Origin of the sequence: Actinophytocola sp. NPDC049390, assembly GCF_044466355.1 — a bacterium.
GTDB lineage: Bacteria > Actinomycetota > Actinomycetes > Mycobacteriales > Pseudonocardiaceae > Actinophytocola.
The window spans coordinates 459528-477694 of sequence record NZ_JBITMQ010000004.1 but is presented as its reverse complement, the minus strand read 5'-3'; the positions used below and the strand labels follow the sequence as shown (position 1 = coordinate 477694).

19 protein-coding genes and 1 pseudogene are annotated in these 18167 nt (G+C 69.6%); 12 read left to right on the top strand and 8 right to left on the bottom strand.

All coding sequences use genetic code 11. The annotated features are described in order from the left end of the window. Window positions 1-29: 29 nt before the first annotated feature. Entirely contained in the window at window positions 30-1412 is a 1383-nt protein-coding gene (radA, locus tag ACIBVP_RS16185; RefSeq protein WP_396106893.1) for a DNA repair protein RadA, read from the bottom strand. Between the two features lie 57 nt (window positions 1413-1469). Next, window positions 1470-2189, bottom strand: a complete 720-nt coding sequence (locus tag ACIBVP_RS16180) for a hypothetical protein (RefSeq protein ID WP_396106892.1) — start codon at window positions 2187-2189, stop codon at window positions 1470-1472. A 286-nt stretch (window positions 2190-2475) separates the two neighbouring features. Between ACIBVP_RS16180 and ACIBVP_RS16175 the strand changes: the two genes are divergently transcribed. From ACIBVP_RS16175 to ACIBVP_RS16135, 9 genes are all read left to right on the top strand, one after another. Further along, complete coding sequence (locus tag ACIBVP_RS16175; protein ID WP_075129788.1) at window positions 2476-2967, top strand: CarD family transcriptional regulator; 492 nt, start codon at window positions 2476-2478, stop codon at window positions 2965-2967. 40 nt (window positions 2968-3007) lie between these two features. Continuing rightward, the gene (ispD, locus tag ACIBVP_RS16170) at window positions 3008-3676 is read left to right on the top strand and encodes a 2-C-methyl-D-erythritol 4-phosphate cytidylyltransferase (protein ID WP_396106891.1); all 669 of its coding nucleotides are present in this window, start codon (window positions 3008-3010) and stop codon (window positions 3674-3676) included. A 2-nt stretch (window positions 3677-3678) separates the two neighbouring features. After that, on the top strand, window positions 3679-4149 hold the full coding sequence (gene ispF, locus ACIBVP_RS16165) for a 2-C-methyl-D-erythritol 2,4-cyclodiphosphate synthase (RefSeq protein ID WP_396106890.1): 471 nt from the start codon (window positions 3679-3681) through the stop codon (window positions 4147-4149). 174 nt (window positions 4150-4323) lie between these two features. Next, complete coding sequence (cysS, locus tag ACIBVP_RS16160) at window positions 4324-5706, top strand: cysteine--tRNA ligase (RefSeq protein ID WP_396106889.1); 1383 nt, start codon at window positions 4324-4326, stop codon at window positions 5704-5706. A 4-nt stretch (window positions 5707-5710) separates the two neighbouring features. Then, window positions 5711-6673 (top strand): 23S rRNA (guanosine(2251)-2'-O)-methyltransferase RlmB, encoded by a 963-nt coding sequence (rlmB, locus tag ACIBVP_RS16155; protein WP_396106888.1) that lies wholly within the window; start codon window positions 5711-5713, stop codon window positions 6671-6673. Between the two features lie 54 nt (window positions 6674-6727). Then, on the top strand, window positions 6728-8161 hold the full coding sequence (locus tag ACIBVP_RS16150; protein WP_396106887.1) for an MBOAT family O-acyltransferase: 1434 nt from the start codon (window positions 6728-6730) through the stop codon (window positions 8159-8161). Between the two features lie 99 nt (window positions 8162-8260). Beyond that, entirely contained in the window at window positions 8261-9172 is a 912-nt protein-coding gene (locus tag ACIBVP_RS16145; RefSeq protein WP_396106886.1) for a hypothetical protein, read from the top strand. Next, window positions 9169-9579: a type II toxin-antitoxin system VapC family toxin gene (locus ACIBVP_RS16140; RefSeq protein ID WP_396106885.1), complete on the top strand. Its 411-nt coding sequence runs from the start codon at window positions 9169-9171 to the stop codon at window positions 9577-9579. The genes ACIBVP_RS16145 and ACIBVP_RS16140 overlap by 4 nt, the downstream gene beginning before the upstream one ends. 139 nt (window positions 9580-9718) lie before the next feature. After that, window positions 9719-10294 (top strand): dihydrofolate reductase family protein, encoded by a 576-nt coding sequence (locus ACIBVP_RS16135; RefSeq protein ID WP_396106884.1) that lies wholly within the window; start codon window positions 9719-9721, stop codon window positions 10292-10294. A 1-nt stretch (window position 10295) separates the two neighbouring features. Here ACIBVP_RS16135 and ACIBVP_RS16130 read toward each other — a convergent pair. Then, window positions 10296-11101 (bottom strand): annotated as a pseudogene (locus tag ACIBVP_RS16130) (SDR family oxidoreductase). Between the two features lie 56 nt (window positions 11102-11157). Between ACIBVP_RS16130 and ACIBVP_RS16125 the strand changes: the two are divergent. Next, window positions 11158-11550: a winged helix-turn-helix transcriptional regulator gene (locus ACIBVP_RS16125; RefSeq protein WP_396106883.1), complete on the top strand. Its 393-nt coding sequence runs from the start codon at window positions 11158-11160 to the stop codon at window positions 11548-11550. Here ACIBVP_RS16125 and ACIBVP_RS16120 read toward each other — a convergent pair. Next, on the bottom strand, window positions 11513-12709 hold the full coding sequence (locus ACIBVP_RS16120) for a DUF445 domain-containing protein (protein WP_396106882.1): 1197 nt from the start codon (window positions 12707-12709) through the stop codon (window positions 11513-11515). The two genes, ACIBVP_RS16125 and ACIBVP_RS16120, sit on opposite strands and share 38 nt — an antisense overlap. Before the next feature lie 92 nt (window positions 12710-12801). On the opposite strand from ACIBVP_RS16120, the gene ACIBVP_RS16115 reads away from it, so the two are divergent. Then, on the top strand, window positions 12802-13287 hold the full coding sequence (locus ACIBVP_RS16115) for a hypothetical protein (RefSeq protein WP_396106881.1): 486 nt from the start codon (window positions 12802-12804) through the stop codon (window positions 13285-13287). A gap of 108 nt (window positions 13288-13395) precedes the next feature. On the opposite strand, the gene ACIBVP_RS16110 is transcribed toward ACIBVP_RS16115, so the two are convergent. The 3 genes from ACIBVP_RS16110 to ACIBVP_RS16100 are packed head-to-tail and all read right to left on the bottom strand — an operon-like array spanning window position 13396 to window position 15961. Next, window positions 13396-14271, bottom strand: a complete 876-nt coding sequence (locus ACIBVP_RS16110; RefSeq protein WP_396106880.1) for a metal ABC transporter permease — start codon at window positions 14269-14271, stop codon at window positions 13396-13398. After that, entirely contained in the window at window positions 14271-15086 is an 816-nt protein-coding gene (locus tag ACIBVP_RS16105) for a metal ABC transporter ATP-binding protein (protein ID WP_396106879.1), read from the bottom strand. The genes ACIBVP_RS16110 and ACIBVP_RS16105 overlap by 1 nt, the downstream gene beginning before the upstream one ends. After that, window positions 15086-15961, bottom strand: a complete 876-nt coding sequence (locus ACIBVP_RS16100) for a metal ABC transporter solute-binding protein, Zn/Mn family (RefSeq protein WP_396106878.1) — start codon at window positions 15959-15961, stop codon at window positions 15086-15088. Before ACIBVP_RS16100 ends, ACIBVP_RS16105 begins: the two co-directional genes overlap by 1 nt. A 194-nt stretch (window positions 15962-16155) precedes the next feature. Here ACIBVP_RS16100 and ACIBVP_RS16095 point away from each other — a divergent pair, with 194 nt between their 5' ends. Next, complete coding sequence (locus tag ACIBVP_RS16095; RefSeq protein WP_396106877.1) at window positions 16156-17256, top strand: LacI family DNA-binding transcriptional regulator; 1101 nt, start codon at window positions 16156-16158, stop codon at window positions 17254-17256. Window positions 17257-17265: 9 nt separating this feature from the next. On the opposite strand, the gene ACIBVP_RS16090 is transcribed toward ACIBVP_RS16095, so the two are convergent. Then, window positions 17266-18015 carry a hypothetical protein gene (locus ACIBVP_RS16090; protein ID WP_396106876.1) on the bottom strand — a complete coding sequence of 250 codons (750 nt, stop codon included), beginning with the start codon at window positions 18013-18015 and terminating at the stop codon, window positions 17266-17268. Between the last annotated feature and the right edge of the window lie 152 nt (window positions 18016-18167).

Below are 18167 nucleotides of genomic sequence, written 5' to 3'. Positions count from 1 at the left end.
CGTGAGGGTGCCCGCGAACGTGGGCACCCTCACCTGCCCTGCGCCACCGCCTCCATGATGTCGAGCGCCGTCCCGAGGTCCGGGCAAACCCGGGCCCGCACCCCTTCCGGCACCTCGCAGTCCGGCGGGATCAGCGCCTTCACGAACCCGAGCCGCGCCGCCTCGGCGAGGCGTGACTTGACCCCGTGCACCCGCCGCACCTCGCCGGCGAGCCCCACCTCGCCCAGCACCACCAGGTCCGGCGGCAACGCCCGCCCGCTGGCCGCCGACGCGACCGCCAACGTCAACGCGAGGTCGGCGACCGGCTCCGTGATCCGCATCCCGCCGACGGTCGCCACGAACACGTCCTGGTCCGACAGCCGGATGCCGCCGCGTCGCTCCAGCACCGCGAGCGCCATCGCCACCCGGGCCGAGTCCAGCCCCGACACCGCCCGGCGTGGTGTGGGCAGCGCCGACCGCGACACGAGCGCCTGCACCTCCCCCACCAGCGGCCGCTTCCCCTCGACCGTCACGGTGACCGCCGTGCCCGGCACGGCCAGCTCCCGCTTGTTCAGGAACAGCCCCGACGGGTCGGGCACGCCGCGGATCCCGTCGTCGACGAGTTCGAAGCAGCCCACCTCGTCGGCGGGCCCGAACCGGTTCTTCACGCCGCGCACGAGCCGCAGCGTCGAGTGCCGGTCGCCCTCGAAGTGCAGCACGACGTCCACGAGGTGTTCCAGCACGCGGGGGCCCGCGATCGACCCGTCCTTGGTGACGTGACCGACGAGCACCACCGGCAGCCCGCGTTCCTTCGCCAGCGCCACGAGCGCCGCGGTCACCGTGCGGACCTGCGTCACCCCGCCCGCGGTGCCCTCGACGGCGGTCGTGGACAGCGTCTGCACCGAGTCGACGACGAGCAGCCCGGGGTCGACCTGGTCGACGTGCGCGAGGATCGCCGAGATGTCGCTCTCGGCGGCCAGGTACATGGCGTCGTGCACGTTGCCGGTGCGCTCGGCCCGCAGCCGCACCTGCCCGGCCGACTCCTCACCGGTCACGTACAGCGCGGGTGACGACGCCCCGTCCCGCGCGGCCCACCGGAACGCGACCTCCAGCAGGAGCGTGGACTTGCCAACACCGGGTTCGCCCGCGAGCAGCACCACCGCGCCCGGGACGAGGCCCCCGCCGAGCACGCGGTCGAGTTCGGAAACACCCGTGCGCCGAGCCCTGGCCGCCTCGACGTCCACCTCGCCGATGGGCCTGGCCGGTGCGCTCGGCGCGCCCGCCACGATCTTGGCCAGCGCGGCCTTGGGCACCCCGACCTCTTCCAGGGTGCCCCACGCCTGGCACTCGGGACAGCGGCCGTACCACTTGGCCGACTCGTTGCCGCACTCGGCGCAGCGCCAGGCGGGTTTCGATCGCACGTTCTTCGCCACGCGGCCAACCTAGAGGCAGCCACCGACAAAAACGCGCAGCGACCCTCGGCGGCGGCCTCAGTGGCCTTCTTCGACGACCTCGGGCTCGGGGCGCGGGGTGGCCGGGGCGCCGACCGGCAGCTCGATCGTGACCGTGCCCGAGTTGGCGAACTCGAACGTCACCGGCACGTTCTTGCCGTACGGCAGGGCCGTGGTCAGGTTCATCACCAGGCTCATCGAGCCGACGACCGGCGGCGACACGGCCGCGGTCTCCGAGGGTGCCTCCGTGCCGGTCGCGGACGGCGACTCCGACCCGGACGTCTCGGAGTTCTCGGTGCCGGACGTCTCGGTGCCGGGCGCCTCCGTGCCGGAGGTCTCCGAGGACGGCGCCGACTCCGAGGTGGTCGTGGTGGTGGCCGAGGTGTTCTCGTCCGGCAGCACGATCTGCAGCATCGTGCCGGCGGGGATGGCCGGGTTGCCGATCAGCTCGACCTCACCGGCCGGGCTCGTGACGCCGACGAGCTCGTCGGCGTCGGTGCCGGTGTTGACGATCGAGAGCAGCAGGGGCGCGTCGTCGCCCTGCTGGTACGACTCGCCGTTCTCGGGGAACGCCACGAGCACGTTGCGCAGCACGATGTCGCCCGCGTGGCCGCTGTTGCCGTTCACAGCGGGCGGCATCTCGGCCGTCTGCGCGACCTGCCCCGAGCTGCAGCCGACGATGCCGAGCAGCGCGCTGGCACCGATGGCCACCGCGGGCACGAGCTTGCGCAGCGGTCGGGTCGTCTGACGGCTCACCATCGCGGTCCTTCCTCGGGCATGCCTACTCACGCGGAAGGGTAGCGGGAGCACATCGGGCCACGTCCGAGTGGTCACGCCCGCGCCGTTCACACCGTCCTATTCGGACGGCCCGGAATTCCCGGCCGGCTATTGATCTCCATCCCGGACCGAGCACGGGCCTGTCGGATTTGTCAACCCCGGGCCCTGGCCGCACGTGGCCGCTGACCTGCGGTAACCGATTCCGGGTCCGTTACGGGTCCAGCGCGGCTCGTGTTAAGATGGAGTCAGCGAAAGGGGCAGAGGACACATGGTTTTCAAGGTCGGAGAGACCGTCGTCTACCCGCACCACGGTGCCGCACTCATCGAAGCAATCGAGACCCGTGTGATCAAGGGCGAGGAGAAGAAGTACCTCGTGCTCAAGGTCGCGCAGGGTGACCTCACCGTACGCGTCCCCGCGGACAACGCCGAGATCGTGGGCGTTCGGGACGTCGTGGGCCAGGAGGGTCTCAACCGCGTCTTCGATGTCCTGCGTGCTCCTCACACCGAGGAGCCGACCAACTGGTCCAGGAGGTACAAGGCCAACCTCGAGAAGCTCGCCTCCGGCGATGTGAACAAGGTGGCCGAAGTGGTGCGCGACCTCTGGCGGCGCGAGAAGGATCGCGGGTTGTCCGCCGGTGAGAAGCGCATGCTCGCGAAGGCACGGCAGATCCTGGTCAGCGAGCTGGCGCTGGCCGAGGGCACCGACGAGGGCAAGGCCGAGGTCATCCTCGACGAGGTCCTCGCCACGGCGTCGGTCTGATCGCCGCCGCAGCAGCACACAACGAGATAACGAGTCCACTGTGACGGTCGCACTCGTCCCCGCTGCGGGGCGGGGTGAGCGCCTCGGTTCAGCCGGACCCAAAGCCATGGTTTCCCTGCATGGCTTGCCTTTGGTCGCACATGCCGTGCGTGGCCTGCTCGACGCGGGCTGCGTGCGGCATGTTGTCGTCGCGGCCCCTTCCGATCATCTGGCGGAGATGACCGCCGCCCTCTCGTCGTTCGAACCGGTCACCGTCGTGCCCGGCGGTGCCGACCGCACCGCGTCGGTCCGGCTCGCGCTCCTGGCCGCGCTCGACCACGTCCCGGACGCGAAGATCGTGCTCGTGCACGACGCCGCCCGAGCCTTCACCCCGCCCGCCCTTGTGCGTTCCGTCACCGAAGCGGTGGCCGCGGGCGCGCCAGCGGTGGTGCCCGTGCTGCCGGTCGCCGACACCGTCAAACGCGTCGACGCCGACGGTGTGGTGGTCGACACCCCCAGCCGCGCGGACCTGCGCGCGGTCCAGACTCCGCAGGGCTTCGCGATCGACGTGCTCCGCCGCGCCTACGAGGCGGCGGACGTCGCGACCGACGACGCCGGCCTCGTCGAGCGGATCGGTGTGCCGGTCCACACCGTGCCCGGCGACGTGGCCGCGATGAAGATCACCACTCCGTTCGACCTGGCGGTGGCCGAGGCGGTGTTCGCACGGTGACGATGACACCGAGGGTCGGCATCGGCACGGACGTGCACCCGATCGAGGCCGGCCGCGAGTGCTGGATCGCGGGCCTGCGCTGGGACGGTGTCGACGGCTGCGCGGGCCACTCCGACGGGGACGTGGCCGCGCACGCCCTGTGCGACGCGATGCTGTCCGCCGTCGGCCTCGGCGACCTCGGCGCCGTGTTCGGCACCGGCGACCCGCGCTGGTCCGGCGCGCACGGCGTCGAGCTGCTGGCCGAGGTCCGGTCCCGCGTCGAGGCGGCGGGCTACGTGCTCGGGAACGCGGTCGTGCAGGTCATCGGCAACGCCCCCAAGATCAGCAAGCGCCGCGAGGAGGCGCAGGAGGTGCTGTCGAAGGCGGCGGGCGGGGACGTCGCGGTGTCCGGCACCACGACCGACGGACTCGGCCTGACCGGCCGCGGCGAGGGCATTGCGGCGGTGGCCACCGCCTGTGTCCTACCGCGTTGAACGGGTCGCTCCGCTCATCCGCTGAGACGCTGTCTTCCCTCGTCGCGTGCTCGGCGCTCGTTCCTCGCGCCTGCGCGCGCTCCTCAGTCCAGACAGCGCCCGCTCCTTCGCTCTCGCTCCCGGCGACTAACCTGTACCTCTGGTCGACCCACCCCACGAAAGCCGAGCCATGCCGTGAGCCTCCACCTGTTCGACACCGCGAGCCGGAGTGTGCGGGAGTTCCACCCCGTGCGCAGCGGAACGGCGTCGATCTACGTGTGTGGGCCCACGCCGCAGGGACCGCCCCACATCGGCCACATGCGTGGCGCGCTGAACTACGACGTGCTGCGCCGCTGGCTCGCGCGCAAGGGCCTGGACGTCACGCTCGTGCGCAACGTCACGGACATCGACGACAAGATCCTGCGCAAGGCAGGCGAGCACCAGCGTCCGTGGTGGGAGTGGTCGGCGCGCTACGAGCGCGAGTTCGAGGCTGCCTACGACGTCCTCGGCTGCTTACCGGCGTCGATCGCGCCCCGCGCGACCGGGCACGTGACGCAGATGGTCGAGCTGATGCAGCGGCTCATCGACACCGGGCACGCATACGCGGCGGCCGGTGACGTGTACTTCGACGTGCGCTCCTACCCCGGGTACGGCGCGCTGTCCGGCCAGAAGGTCGACGAGGTGCAGCAGGGTGAGTCCGCGGCCGAGGGCAAGCGGGACTCGCGTGACTTCACGCTGTGGAAGGGCGGGCGGCCGGGTGAGCCGTCGTGGCCGACGCCGTGGGGCGCGGGCCGTCCCGGCTGGCACCTCGAGTGCTCGGCGATGGCGCTGACGTACCTCGGCAGCGAGTTCGACGTGCACGGCGGCGGGCACGACCTCGTGTTCCCGCACCACGAGAACGAACTGGCCCAGTCACGTGCGGCGGGCGACCCGTTCGCGCGGTTCTGGATGCACAACGGCCTCGTCGGCATGGCGGGCGAGAAGATGTCGAAGTCGCTCGGCAACGTCGTGTCGATCCCCGCGCTGACGGAGAAGTACCGGCCGCAGGAGCTGCGGTACCACCTCGTGGCACCGCACTACCGCTCGGTCATCGAGTTCTCGACGGACGCGCTGGACGAGTCGGTGCGTGCCCACGAGCGGATCGAGTCGTTCGTGCAGCGGGTCGGCTCGCGGCTCGGCGCGGTGTCGCTCGGCGAGCCGGGCCCCGAGTTCACCGCCGCGATGGACGACGACCTCGGCACGCCCGCCGCGCTCGCCGTCGTGCACAACACGGTGCGGCAGGGCTTCACGGCGCTCGACGGCGGCGACGAGGCGGGCGCGCTGGCCGCGGCCGCGGCGGTGCGCGGGCAGATGGCCGTGCTTGGCCTGGACCCGCTCACGTGGACGTCGTCCACAGTGGACACCGGGGCGCTGACCGCGCTGGACGCACTGGTGCGCGATCTGCTCGAGCAGCGACAGCGGGCACGCAAGGCCAAGGACTTCGCGACCGCCGACTCGGTGCGCGACCGCCTGCTGGCCGCGGGCATCACCGTCGAGGACACCCCCGACGGTCCACAATGGACTTTGAAGGACGGCTGAACCGGTGGCGGGCAACTCGAGGCGCAAGGGCGCCATGCGCAAACCTGGGACCAAGAAGGGCGCGGTCACCGGTTCCGGCGGCCAGAAGTCGAAGGGCCTGGAAGGCAAGGGCCCCACGCCGCGCGCGACCATGCGTCCCGGCCACCCAGCGCAGCGGCGGGCCGCGGCCCAGCAGAAGCAGCAGCAACGCCGTGCCGCGGCGAAGGACAAGCCGACGTCCGAGCTCGTCGCCGGCCGCAACCCGGTGGTCGAGTGCCTGCGCGCGATGGTGCCGACCATGGCGCTGTACGTGCAGCTGGGCGTGGACGCGGACGAACGGGTGACCGAGGCGGTGCGGCTGGCCGCGGACCGGGGCATCTCGGTGCTGGAGGTCGCGAAGCCGGAGCTGGACCGGCTCACGGGCGGCGCGCTGCACCAGGGGCTGGCGCTGCAGATGCCGCCGTTCGAGTACGCGCACCCCGATGAGCTGCTGGCAGCGGCCCAGGACTCGTCGGAGCCCGCGCTGCTGGTGGCGCTGGACGGCGTGACCGACCCGCGCAACCTCGGTGCGGTGATCCGCTCGGCGGCCGCGTTCGGCGCCGACGGGGTGCTGCTCCCGCAGCGGCGCAGCGCGGGCATCACCGCGGTGGCGTGGCGGACGTCGGCGGGCACGGCGGCGAAGATCCCGGTGGCGGTGGCGACGAACCTGACGCGGACGTTGCGCCAGTACGCGGCGGAGGGCCTGATGGTGGTGGGCCTGGACGCGGACGGGTCGATCACGGTCGACGACCTGTCGCTGGCGACGTCCCCGCTGGTCGTGGTGGTCGGCTCGGAGGGCAGGGGGCTGTCCAGGCTGGTCCGCGAGGCGTGCGACGAGACGGTGTCCATCCCGATGTCGGCGGGTGTGGAGTCGCTGAACGCGTCGGTCGCGGCCGGCGTGGTGCTGGCGGAGGTGTCCCGGCGGCGACGGGTCGCGGGCCGCACGTAGTTTTCGCCGGGGGGAACGCGGCGGTTCGTCAGGGGTACGGGGGGAGGTCGGGGCGTGTCGTTCGCCAGCCCGTTGTTCCTGTGGATCTTCCTGCCACTGGTGCTGGGCGCGGTCCTGGTCGCGCCGAGGAGCTGGCGCAACGGCATCGTCGCCGTGTCGTCGCTGGTCTTCTACGCCGCGGGCGCCGGCCCGACGACGCTGTTGCTGCTGCTCACGATGGCCGTGAACTTCGTCGCGGGCCAGAACCTGGAACCCGACGAGTGGGCGCTGGCGGCACGGCGCAAGCGGGTCCTCCTGATCTCGGTGATCACGTTCAACGTGGCGTCACTGGTGGTGTGGAAGTACATGGGCTTCCTCACCATGCAACTGAACGGCTTCGCCCAGCTCTTCGGCGGCGACTTCCCGATCACGCACCTGGTGCTGCCGATCGGCATTTCCTTCTACACGTTCCACAACATCTCGTACGTCGTGGACATCTACCGGGGTGAACGCCCGGCGCTGCGCAAGCCGGTCGCGTACGTGACCTACATCGCGATGTTCCCGCAACTGGTGGCGGGCCCGATCGTCCGGTACCGGGAGATCGCCGACCAGCTGCCGCAGGAACGCACGCACCGCCTCGACGACGTGGCGGCGGGCTTCCCCAGGTTCGCCCTGGGGCTGTGCAAGAAGGTCATCATCGCGGACTCCCTGAGCCCGCTGGTGGAGGCGTGCTTCAGCACGCCGGGCAACGAGATGACGTTCGCGATCGCGTGGCTGGGCGCGATCACGTACACGCTGCAGCTGTACTTCGACTTCTCGGGCTACTCGGACATGGCGATCGGCCTCGGCCGCATGCTGGGCTTCCGCCTCCCGGAGAACTTCGCGAGACCGTACTCGTCGGTCACGGTCACGGAGTTCTGGCGCCGCTGGCACATGTCCCTGTCAAGGTGGTTCCGCGACTACGTCTACATCCCGCTGGGCGGCAACCGCCACGGCGCGGCCAAGACCTACCGCAACTTGTTCGTCGTCTTCGTCCTGACCGGCTTCTGGCACGGCGCGAACTGGACCTACCTCGTGTGGGGCCTCTACCACGGCGCCCTACTGATCATCGAACGCGGCTTCCACACCGACGAGGCCCCCAGCGCCCCCGGCCGCCGCGTGGCCCGCCGAGCCCTGACCCTCGCCCTGGTCGTCGTGGGCTGGGTCTTCTTCCGGGCCACGGAGATGTCCCAGGCCCTGACGATGATCGGCCACATGCTGCTGCCCGACTTCACCGGCCTGACGGACGTGGTGGGCGACGCGTTCACCAACCAACGCCTGGTGATCCTCCTGTTCGCCCTGACGATCGTCTTCCTGCCCGCCCACCCGGTCACCGGCCCGCTGCTGGAGTCGTCCCGCAGCAAACCGGCCACCGTCATGCGAATCACCGTGATGACGGTAGGCCTGCTGTACGCCGCGATCCTGGTCGCAACCGGCACCTTCAGCCCGTTCCTGTACTACCAGTTCTAGGCGCCCTGTTACTTTCTGTAACGAGGCAGGTAACTCTGCCGTGGACGAATAGATGTCGTTACCCTGAGATGCCGGGTCGAGCACGGACGAGGAGGTGCCATGGCGAGTCCCATCGAAAACGGGCTTACGGTTCGCGCCATAGGCCCGGCCACCGAAGCAGGCCGGATATCCCTCTCCGAACTGACGCGTATCACGTCGACTCTTCAGGCAACGCTCGAACGCCTCGCGTTCTCCATCGCGGGGGGTCGCCAGAAGTCCGGACGACGCCCCCAGGAGATCGCCGACGCGGTTCGCCTGGACTTCACCGGCTTTCAGCACGGGTCAGCCGTTCTCGAACTGCAGCGGCCCATCGAACGCGTACAACCGTTCGATGGACCGTCTGACGACCTGCTGTCGGAGTCCTTCAACGTACTTACCGCCGGCATGAACGAGATCCAGCAGACCGGTACGCATCCCAGCGGTGACATCGGCAGGCATTTCAACAGGACTGTTCTGAATGGCCTCGTGAGCTTGTGCGCGGGGATCGGAAGAGGAAACCTGACTCGGATCGAGTTCTCCAGCGGCAACCACATCCACTTCGCGTTCGACGCCGAGACGCAGTTCAGTCTGCGGAGAATTCGTCGTTCCACAGTTGCCGCCGACACCATCATCACCGGCCGCCTGCACATGGGTGACTTCGACCCCATGTCGCTGCGATGCAGAATCGACACGAATCTCAACAGCGTGTGGTGCGATTTCGACATCGATCTCAAGGATGCGGTGTTCGAGCGCCTGGATCAGCTCGTCGAGGCAAGAGGAACGGCAGAACTCGACGCGGACGGCGTCGGCGTCCGCGTTCTGCACCTGACGAGCATTTCCACCGTCGAAACCGCCGACGCCAAGTCGCTTGACGACCTGGCGAAAGAGCAGAACGTGAGCCCACTGTCCGACGTCGGCCAACTCCGAGGCGAACCGGTGGAGGACTTCGACCTCTTCCTGCAGGCAATCCGGACAGCTCGCGGTGACGAATGAGCCGCTACATCATCGTCGACACGGACATCTTCTCCTGTCTGTGGCAGAACCGCTCCGTTCCTGACGGCTTCATCGACGCTCTTCGGAACACGACTCCCGTTCTCTCGTTCGTGACCGTGGGAGAGGTGCGATTCGGCGCGCGCAACGCGAACTGGGGCCAGAAACGCCTGGAACAGCTGAGCGCGGCGATGCGCCCATACGTCATCGCTCCGTACGCGCTCGAACTGGCTAATCTGTGGGGAGATCTCAAGCACGAGGCCAAGAAGCGAGGTCTACCCCTTGGCCACTCGGCTCACAGCAACGATCTCTGGATCTGCGCCACGGCCGTGCACTACGGCGCGCCCCTGATGACCAACAACACAAGACACTTCGAGTCACTCCCGGGTCTTCAGTTGGTGCGGCCTTAACCTGCTTGGGTGGTTGGTTCGACCGTCAACGATCTGGGCGGAGCGACGCGCACAAAATTTCTGGGTCGTCGTGTCGAAGTGGCTTAGCCTCGTCCGACGCACTGGTGAACACGGAGATCGACCACCACGAGGAGAAGCCATGCGCACCCTGATCACCACCGCCTTCGTCTCTCTGGACGGCGTTGTCGAGGCTCCCGGCGGGGAGGCGGGGCACCGCAGCTCGGGATGGACGTTCAAGGACATCGAGTTCGACCCGGCCGCCTACGAGCTGAAGGGCCGTGAGCAGGAGCAGGCCGCCGCGATGATGATGGGGCGGGTCAGCTACGAGGCGTTCAGCCCGGTGTGGCCGACGATGACCGAGGAGTTCCCGCACTACCTGACGATGCCCAAGTACGTCGTGTCGACGACGCTCCAGGACGCCGACCTCGTCGACAACTGGGGTGACATCACGATCCTGCGCACCCTGGACGACGTCGCGGCGCTGAAGGAGACCGACGGCGGACCGATCATCGTGCACGGCAGTGCCACCCTGAACCGCAACCTGTCCGACGCCGGCCTGATCGACCGCTACCACCTGCTGGTCTTCCCCGTCCTGCTCGGCGCGGGCAAGCGCCTGTTCAGCGGCTCCGACGTCGACAAGACCATGCTGAAGGTCGTCGAGAGCGAGACCTACTCCAACGGCACCCAGAAGCTGGTCTACGACGTCGTCCGCTGAGCTACTTGAACGCCGCCGCGTTGTTCGCGGCCCACTCCGCGAACAACCGGCCACGGCGGCCGAGCAGTTCCTCGACCACCGGGCTGACCTGCCGCATCGCCGGTGACGACAGGATGTCCAGCGTGCTGTCGGCCACCGGCTCCGGCATGAAACCCAGCATCGCGGCCTTCGCCTCGGCGCGGGTCAGTTCCACGAAGCGCACCGGCTCGCCCACCGCGTCGGCGATCGCCGCGGCCTGGGCGCGGGGTGAGATCGGTTCGGGGCCGGTGAGTTCGTAGACCTTCCCCGCGTGTGCCGGGTCGCGCAGCACGACCGCCGCCACGTCCGCGATGTCGGCCGGGTCGATGGTCGGCAGCGCCACGTCACCGAACGGGGCCGCGATCTCCCGGCGGGCACGCGCGGATTCCGCCCACTGCAACGCGTTCGAGTGGAAGCCGCCCGGTCGAGGATCGTCCACCGCAGACCCGACGCGCGTACCGCGTCCTCGATCGCGGGCGGGTGGTGCCCGGTGCCGACGCCCTGCGACGACAGCAGCACCACCCGGTCCACGCCGTTCGACCGGATCTCCGTCAGCACGGGTGCGAGATCCGTGCCGAGGAGGTTTCCGGCGGTGAGCAGGAAGACGACGTCCGCGCCTGCCAGTGCCGGGCGCAGAGACGAAGGTGCGGCGAGGTCCGCGGCGACAACCGTCGCGCCCGGCACGTCCACCGCCCGGCGAGACACCGCCGTCACCTGCTCGCCCGCCGCCACGAGTGCCCGCACCAGCGGCTGTCCGACATTGCCTGTAGCTCCTGTGACAACGATCATGCGAACGACGCTACTATTCGGGAGATAGTAGGTACCTAGAGGAAAGTACTGGGATCGTGACCGAGGACACCCCACCCGAGCTGGCCTGCCCGATCGCGCCGGTGGTCGACGTCGTCTTCAGCCGGTGGACCACGCCGATCCTGTGGGCGCTCAACGAGTACGGACGGCAGCGGTTCGTCGAGCTGTCCCGCCGCATCACGACGATCACGCCGAAGGTGCTGACGCAGCGGCTGCGGCAGTTGGAGCGGGACGGGCTGGTCGTCCGCAGCTACCACGCCGAGGTGCCGCCCCGCGTCGAGTACGAGATCAGCGACCTCGGACGCAGCCTCGGGCCGTTGTTCGCCGCGCTGTCCGAGTGGTCGTCGAACCTCGACCAGGTCGAGCGGGCCCGCGCCGAGTACGACCGGAAAGCTAGTGCAGGAAAAGCAAAACCTGCAGTTCGCCGATGATCGCGCCGATCACGGCGCCGACCGCGATCAGCTTCCACTCGTCCTGCCGGAAGGCGGGCCGCAGGAGCGCCTCGTACTCGATCCGTGTCAGTCTGCGCATCTTGGTCGCGATGGTGTCGCGGATGTCGAGGGCCTCGGTCGCGTAGCGCTCCGCGGTCAGCATCGTCGTCGGCAGGTATCGGACGGCGCGGTCGGCGGCCGCCTTCCTCAGCTCGGCGAAGCGGCTCGCGCCGACGAGTGGTCGCGCGAGCCCGGCCTGCTCGTCGATGGCGTGCTCGACGACGTCCCGCACCATGGCGCGCAACCGGTCGGCACGCGGCCCGTTGAGCACGCCGTCGACGAGGTTCGGCAGGGTCATCACGTCGCGGGCGACGACCGCCGCGTACTGCTTCGCCACCTCGTCGCGCCTGCGCTGGAACACGCCCTGCAGTGACACACCGAGGATCTTCCTGCGCTCGCGCGGGAAGAACACGAGCTTGATCGCGAGCCAGTCGGTGCACCAGCCGATCACGGCACCGAAGAGCGGCATCACGATGGGGTCCTTGGTCAACGCCCAGACGACGGTCTGCACGAGCCCGAGGACGAATCCGAAGTAGACACCGCAGCGCGCGATGAAGGCCATCTCGGGGCGGGAGATGTCACGGATCAGCTTGAGCAGCAGGCGTTTGTCGCGGTGCAAGGCGTTCACCGCGACCTGCTTGATGTCGAGGACGTCGCCGATGTTGTCGCTGAGCGCGGTCATGATCCGCGCGACGAGGTCGGGGATCCCGGCCTGAACGCGCTTGATCACCATCTCCTGCGCGATGGGCGGCAGCTTCTGCCACAGACCGTGCCTGGCCATGACGTCGCGGGTGATCTCGTCGGCGGCCAGCATGAGCGGCAGTTCGAGTTCCTTGGCCAGCCGCGCCGGGTCGAGCCGCCGGAAGATCTCCTGGGGGTCGACGAGCTTGGCGGTGAGCAACTCGGCCGCGACCGCGATCATGCGCTCGGAGTTGCGCGGCACGACGCCCTGCCAGCCGAGGTAAGGCGGGATGCCGACGAAGTCGAGCGGCCGGAACATCATCTCGATGGCCGCGCGCTTGGTGAGGTAGCCGATGACCGCCGCGATCACGGGCATGGACAGGTACACCTGCCAGTGCGCGAGGAAGTCGTCGACCATAAGAGCGCAAGTATCGCCGACTCGGCCACCGACGTGCGAATCCGCGGCGACCTGACGAAGCCCGCTCCCGCTGGTTCCACCATCATTCCCACATGACATGGCAACCAGATCTCGCCGATGACGAGGTCCTGAGGCGTCGCCACACTCTCGCGGCGAACGTCCGGGACGACCTGAGCGCCGCCGGGCTACCAATTGTGGCGGAGAGCGCAACGCTCGGCACCGGCGTGCTGGTGGAGGTCGATCCGCTCGACGATGAGAGCGGCGGTGTGATCGTCGACTGGACGACGCACTTCATGCTGCGCTCCGCCGCCACGGACGCGCTGAGCGCGGGGCACCGAGACCATCCGGCCATCCGCTATTCAGGTACCGTTTCGAAGATCATGCACGACGCGGTCGCCGACATCCTGGAGACTGCGGGGTACACGTTGCTGCGTGACTACAACGACATGTCCCCGTACACGATATTGGTCACAGGGCAGGAGCGCGGGCCGTCCTGGCGGGACTGGCTGCACGAACAGACCAACCGGCAAGAGCAGGCGCTCCACGAAACGACCCAGAACGAGCAAGCCAAGCCCTGAGACCGTCCCCCGACAACCGCGTCAGTCGTCAGCGCGGAAGCCGGGCAGGCCGCGCGGCCACCGACGCCACCGTCATCTCGCTCAGCACGTCCGGCTGCGCCACCGGGTTCACCGGGCAGGTACCGGCACCGCGACCACCGCGGCCCCTCGCGCCGACCGGCCCCGCACCCGGCTGATCGTCCAGCACACCAGGTAGATCAGGAACGAGATCGCCGTGACGAACGCGCTCACCGGTGCCCCCGGCGCCAGCGACAGGATGAACCCGCCCAGCGCGGCCGCCTCCGCGAACACCACCGCCAGCACCGTCGCCCGCAACGGGCTCGCCGTCACCCGGGCCGCGGCGGCCGCCGGGGTGATCATCAGCGCCAGCACGAGCAGTGCGCCCACCGTCTGCACGCCCAGCGCCGTCGCGACGCCGACCAGTACCGCGAACACCACCGACAACCCGCCGACCGGCACCCCGCGCGCCTTCGCCACGTCCGGGTCCACCGACGAGAACAGCAGCGGCCGGTAGATCACCAGCAGCACCAGCATGACCAGGATCCCGCTCACCGACAGCAGCGCGATCGACGCGAAGTCCACGCCGACGATCTGCCCGACGAGCAACCCGAACTTGCTGTTCGCGCGTCCCGGGTAGAACCACAGCAGCAGGACGCCGACACCGAGCCCGAACGACAGCACGGCACCGATCACCGAGTCGTGTTCGGAGCTGCGCCGCGACAGCAGGCCGAGCACCAGCGCGGCGATCACGGCCCCCGCGAGTGCGCCATGACCGACGTTGATGCCCAGCAGCAGAGCCGCGGCGCCGCCCGTGAACGACAGTTCGCTGGTCCCGTGCACCGCGAACGCCATGTTGCGGCTCACGATCAACGGGCCGAGCACGCCGGCCAGCAACCCGAGGATGCCCGCCGCCACCAGCGCGGCCTGTACGTAGGGCAGCCCGAGCAGCCTGCCCATCAGCTCGAAGTCGAAGAACTTGTCCATCAGGCGGGTTCCTCGTGCAGGTGGTGGGGCTGGTCCTCGCACAGCCCGCTCTGGGCGCCGACCACGTGGATCTGCCCACGCACCCGCACGACGTCGATCTTCGTCCGGTACAGCTCGGACAGTGTCCCCGAGTTCATCACCTCGTCCGGGCGACCGACCCGGAAGCGACCGTCCACGAGGTACAGAACGCGGTCGACCAGTGGCAGTACCGGGTTGATCTCGTGCGTGACGAACAGCACGGCGGTGTCGGCGGCGCGGCGGCGCTGGTCGATCAGCGAGCTGACCACGCGCTGGTTCGCGAGGTCGAGCGACAACAGCGGCTCGTCGCACAGCAGCACGTCGGGGTCGCTCACCAACGCCTGCGCCACCCGCAGCCGCTGCTGCTCACCGCCGGACAGCAACGAGATCGGCGCCTTCGCGAACGCCTCGGCGCCGACCTCGGCGATGGCCTGGTCGACCCGCTGCCGCCGCTCGCGGATGCGCGAGATCCCGGTGCCCCAGCGGTGCCCGTCGAGGCCGAGCCCGACCAGGTCGCGGCCGCGGACGGGGGCGTCGATGGCCCGCTGCTGCGGGATGTACCCGATCCGCCTGTTGCCGCGGCCCGGCGGCTCACCCGCGATCCGCGCGGTGCCCGACGTCAGCGGCCGCAACCCGAGCAGCACGCGGAGGAGGCTCGTCTTGCCGGACCCGTTCGGGCCCAGCACCGCCACGAACTCCCCCGGCTCGATGTCGAGGTTCAGCCCGGACCACAGGACGCGGTCGCCGTAGGCGAGCGTCGCGTCCCGGAGCGAGATCGCGGGCACGTGTTCTTCCATCAAGCCACCGCGCCCGCCAACGCGTCCACCTGCTTCGTCATCCACTCAACGTAGTCGGTCACGCCCGGTGGCAGCGTCTCACTCACGTTGACGATCGGCACCCCGGCGCTCTTCGCCGCGTCGTTCAGCTGGTCGGTCACGTTCGTCTCGGTCTGCTCGTTGTTGACCAGCGCGACGACCTGCTTGCCGGACACGAGGTCCATGGTGTCGGCGACGGCGGCCACCGGCGGGTCGGTCTCCTCCTCGATGGCCTCGGAGAAGTCCGTCGGGGTCGCGTCGGTCATGCCGGCGACGTCGAGCAGGTACTTGGCGACGGGCTCGGTCGCGACGACCTTGCCGTCGGGGATCGCGTCGGCCGTGGCGGCCAGCTCGTCGAGCTCGCCGTCGAACGCCTTCGCGTTGTCCTCGTAGGTTGTCTTGTTGTCCGGGTCGATCGCGCCGAGCTCGGCGGCGACCTTGTCGGCGACCTTCTTGGCGGTGCCGAAGTCGTACCAGACGTGCTCGTTCTCACCGTCGGGCAGCCCGGACACGTCGTAGGCGACGACCTGCTTGGCGTCCGCGCCCGCCGCGTCGACGAGCTTGGTGAAGAAGTCGTCGTAGCCGCCGCCGTTGTAGACGACGAGCTTCGCCTCGGTGAGGAGCGTCGCGTCCTCGGGCTTGTCCGCATAGGAATGCGGATCGCCCTTCGAGTCGTTGATGAGGGAGCGAACGCTCACGTTGTCACCACCGACCGCCTCGACCACGCTGCCCCACACGTTGGTGGACGCGACGACCGCGATCTTGCCGTCGGCCGCGGCGTCGCCGCCCGTGTCGCCGCCGCATCCCGCGGCCAGCACGGCGACCGCGGCCACCGCGAGTGGCAAGGCGCTTCTCATGACGTTCCCTCCGAAACCACGTATGCGTGTCACGCTATAGGTAATGGAAACCGTTTTCGACTACTGCAAGGCGACTATACGACGCGTTATTCCGCTCGTGTCATCAGACCGGGTGAGAAGTGCCACCAGATGTGGTGACGGTGACGTGCGCTGCTGGGCTTCTGTATGCGCTTCTGAACCGTTACGGTCAGCACATGGCGAGGCCTATGCATGTTCGGCGACCGGCGACACTGGCGTCGCTGGCCGCGGAGCTCGGCGTTTCGCGGACCACCGTGTCGAACGCCTACAACCGGCCTGATCAGCTCTCGCCGGAGCTGCGCAGGCGGGTACTGGAGACCGCGCGACGGTTGGGCTACCCCGGCCCGGACCCGGTCGCGCGGTCGTTGCGCACCCGCAAGGCGGGCGCGGTCGGGCTCCTGTTGACCGAGAACCTGTCGTACGCGTTCCGGGACCCGGCCGCGCTGGGTTTCCTGGAAGGACTGGCGCTTGCCTGTGAAGGCGCTGGTCAGGGGCTGCACCTGGTACCCGTGAATCCCGAGCGCGAGGACGTCACCGCCGTCCACAGCGCCGGTGTGGACGGTTTCGTCGTGTACTCCGTCCCGGACGACGACCCGCACCTCGCCGCCGTGCTGTCCCGCCCCGTGCCGACCGTGGTGTGCGACCAGCCGCGCGTCGAGGGCGTCGACCTCGTCGGGATCGACGACCACGCGGCCATCACCCAGCTGGCGAGCAGGCTGATCAGCATCGGCCACCGCAACGTCGGTGTGCTGTGCATGCGACTCGCCCGCGACCGCAACGACGGCTTCGCGGCCGTGTCCCGGCAGCGGACCGCGCACTTCCACGTGCAGCGGGCCCGGTTGACCGGGCTGGCGGAGGCGTTCGAGGCGGCGGGCGTGGACTGGGCGCGGGTCCCGGTCGTGGAGCGCTTCGACCACTCGATCACCAGCGGCGAGTCGGCGGCCGCGCAGTTGCTCGACGCGAACCCCGAGGTCACGGCCCTGATCTGCACGTCGGACATCCTGGCGCTGGGCGCGTTGAACGAGGCGAAGCGCCGCGGCCTCCGGGTGCCCCAGGACCTGACGGTGACGGGATTCGACGGCATCGTCGAGGCGGAGCGCGTCGGCCTGACGACCATTCGCCAGCCGGTGCTGGAGAAGGGGCGCGCGGCCGGGAAGCTGCTGCTCGGCTCGGCCGAACACAACAAGCCGCGCCACATCACGCTGGACACGGAACTGGTCGTCGGCACCACGTCGGCCCCACCCCGAACGACGGAGGAACGCTGGTTCGGCCCGTGACCTGGTGCCCTACGTCAGCGTCAGCGGGGTGGGCGGGCCGGTCAGCGTGCCCAGCTTGCCCACCACCCGGTACTTCCCCGCCGGCACCGTCTTCCGGTTCTCCGGGCACCCCGGCGCGGAAGTCCGTCCCGCCCAGTTGACCGAGAACTCCACCGCCGTGTTCGGCGCCAGCACACGCACGTCCGGCTCCGGCGGCCCGTAGCAGTCGGTGCTCGACCACAGCCGTGTGCCGTCCGCGCCGAGGACGAGGATCTCCCGCAGCTTGCGGTCGAGGTCCCGCGTGCACGCCACCGGCCCGGCGTTGACGATCCGCAGCGTCAGCAGCGGCCGGGCCCCGACCGGGTACGACGGCACATCGGGTGCCGCGACGACCTTCACCACCTTGTCCGGGCACGCTGCGGGCGGCTTGGGCGGCGGCGCCGGGCTGGTCGTCGTCACCACCGGAGGGGACGTCGTGCTCGTCGGTGACACCGTCGGGCTGGGCGAACTCGCCGTCACCGAGCCGCGCGGGTCGTCCGGTCCGGGGCTGGACGGCGGCGCGGACACCCGCGAGGACGTCACCTGGACCGCGCCCGGCCGATCGCCGCCGCCCACGTCCGCCGTGTCGGCCGTGCCCTGCACGGGGTGCTGGTCGTCCGCCTCGACGAGACCGCCGATGAGCCACGCCAGCAGCACCACCGCGAGCACCGAACCAACCGCGGCGAGCCCGCGGCGGCGCCAGTACACGGACTGGGCCAGCGGGCCGTTGGGTTCGAGCATGGCCCGACGGTAGCCCCGCCATACCTCATCCCCGTGGATCTTCGATGTCCCCGATAGTGGGATATTTATGCTGGTAGTGAGCACGGAGAGTTGTTGTCGACGCCACGTTGCCCTGATGGCCGGGCCTTGTTCCAATTGGTGGTCGAGCTGGT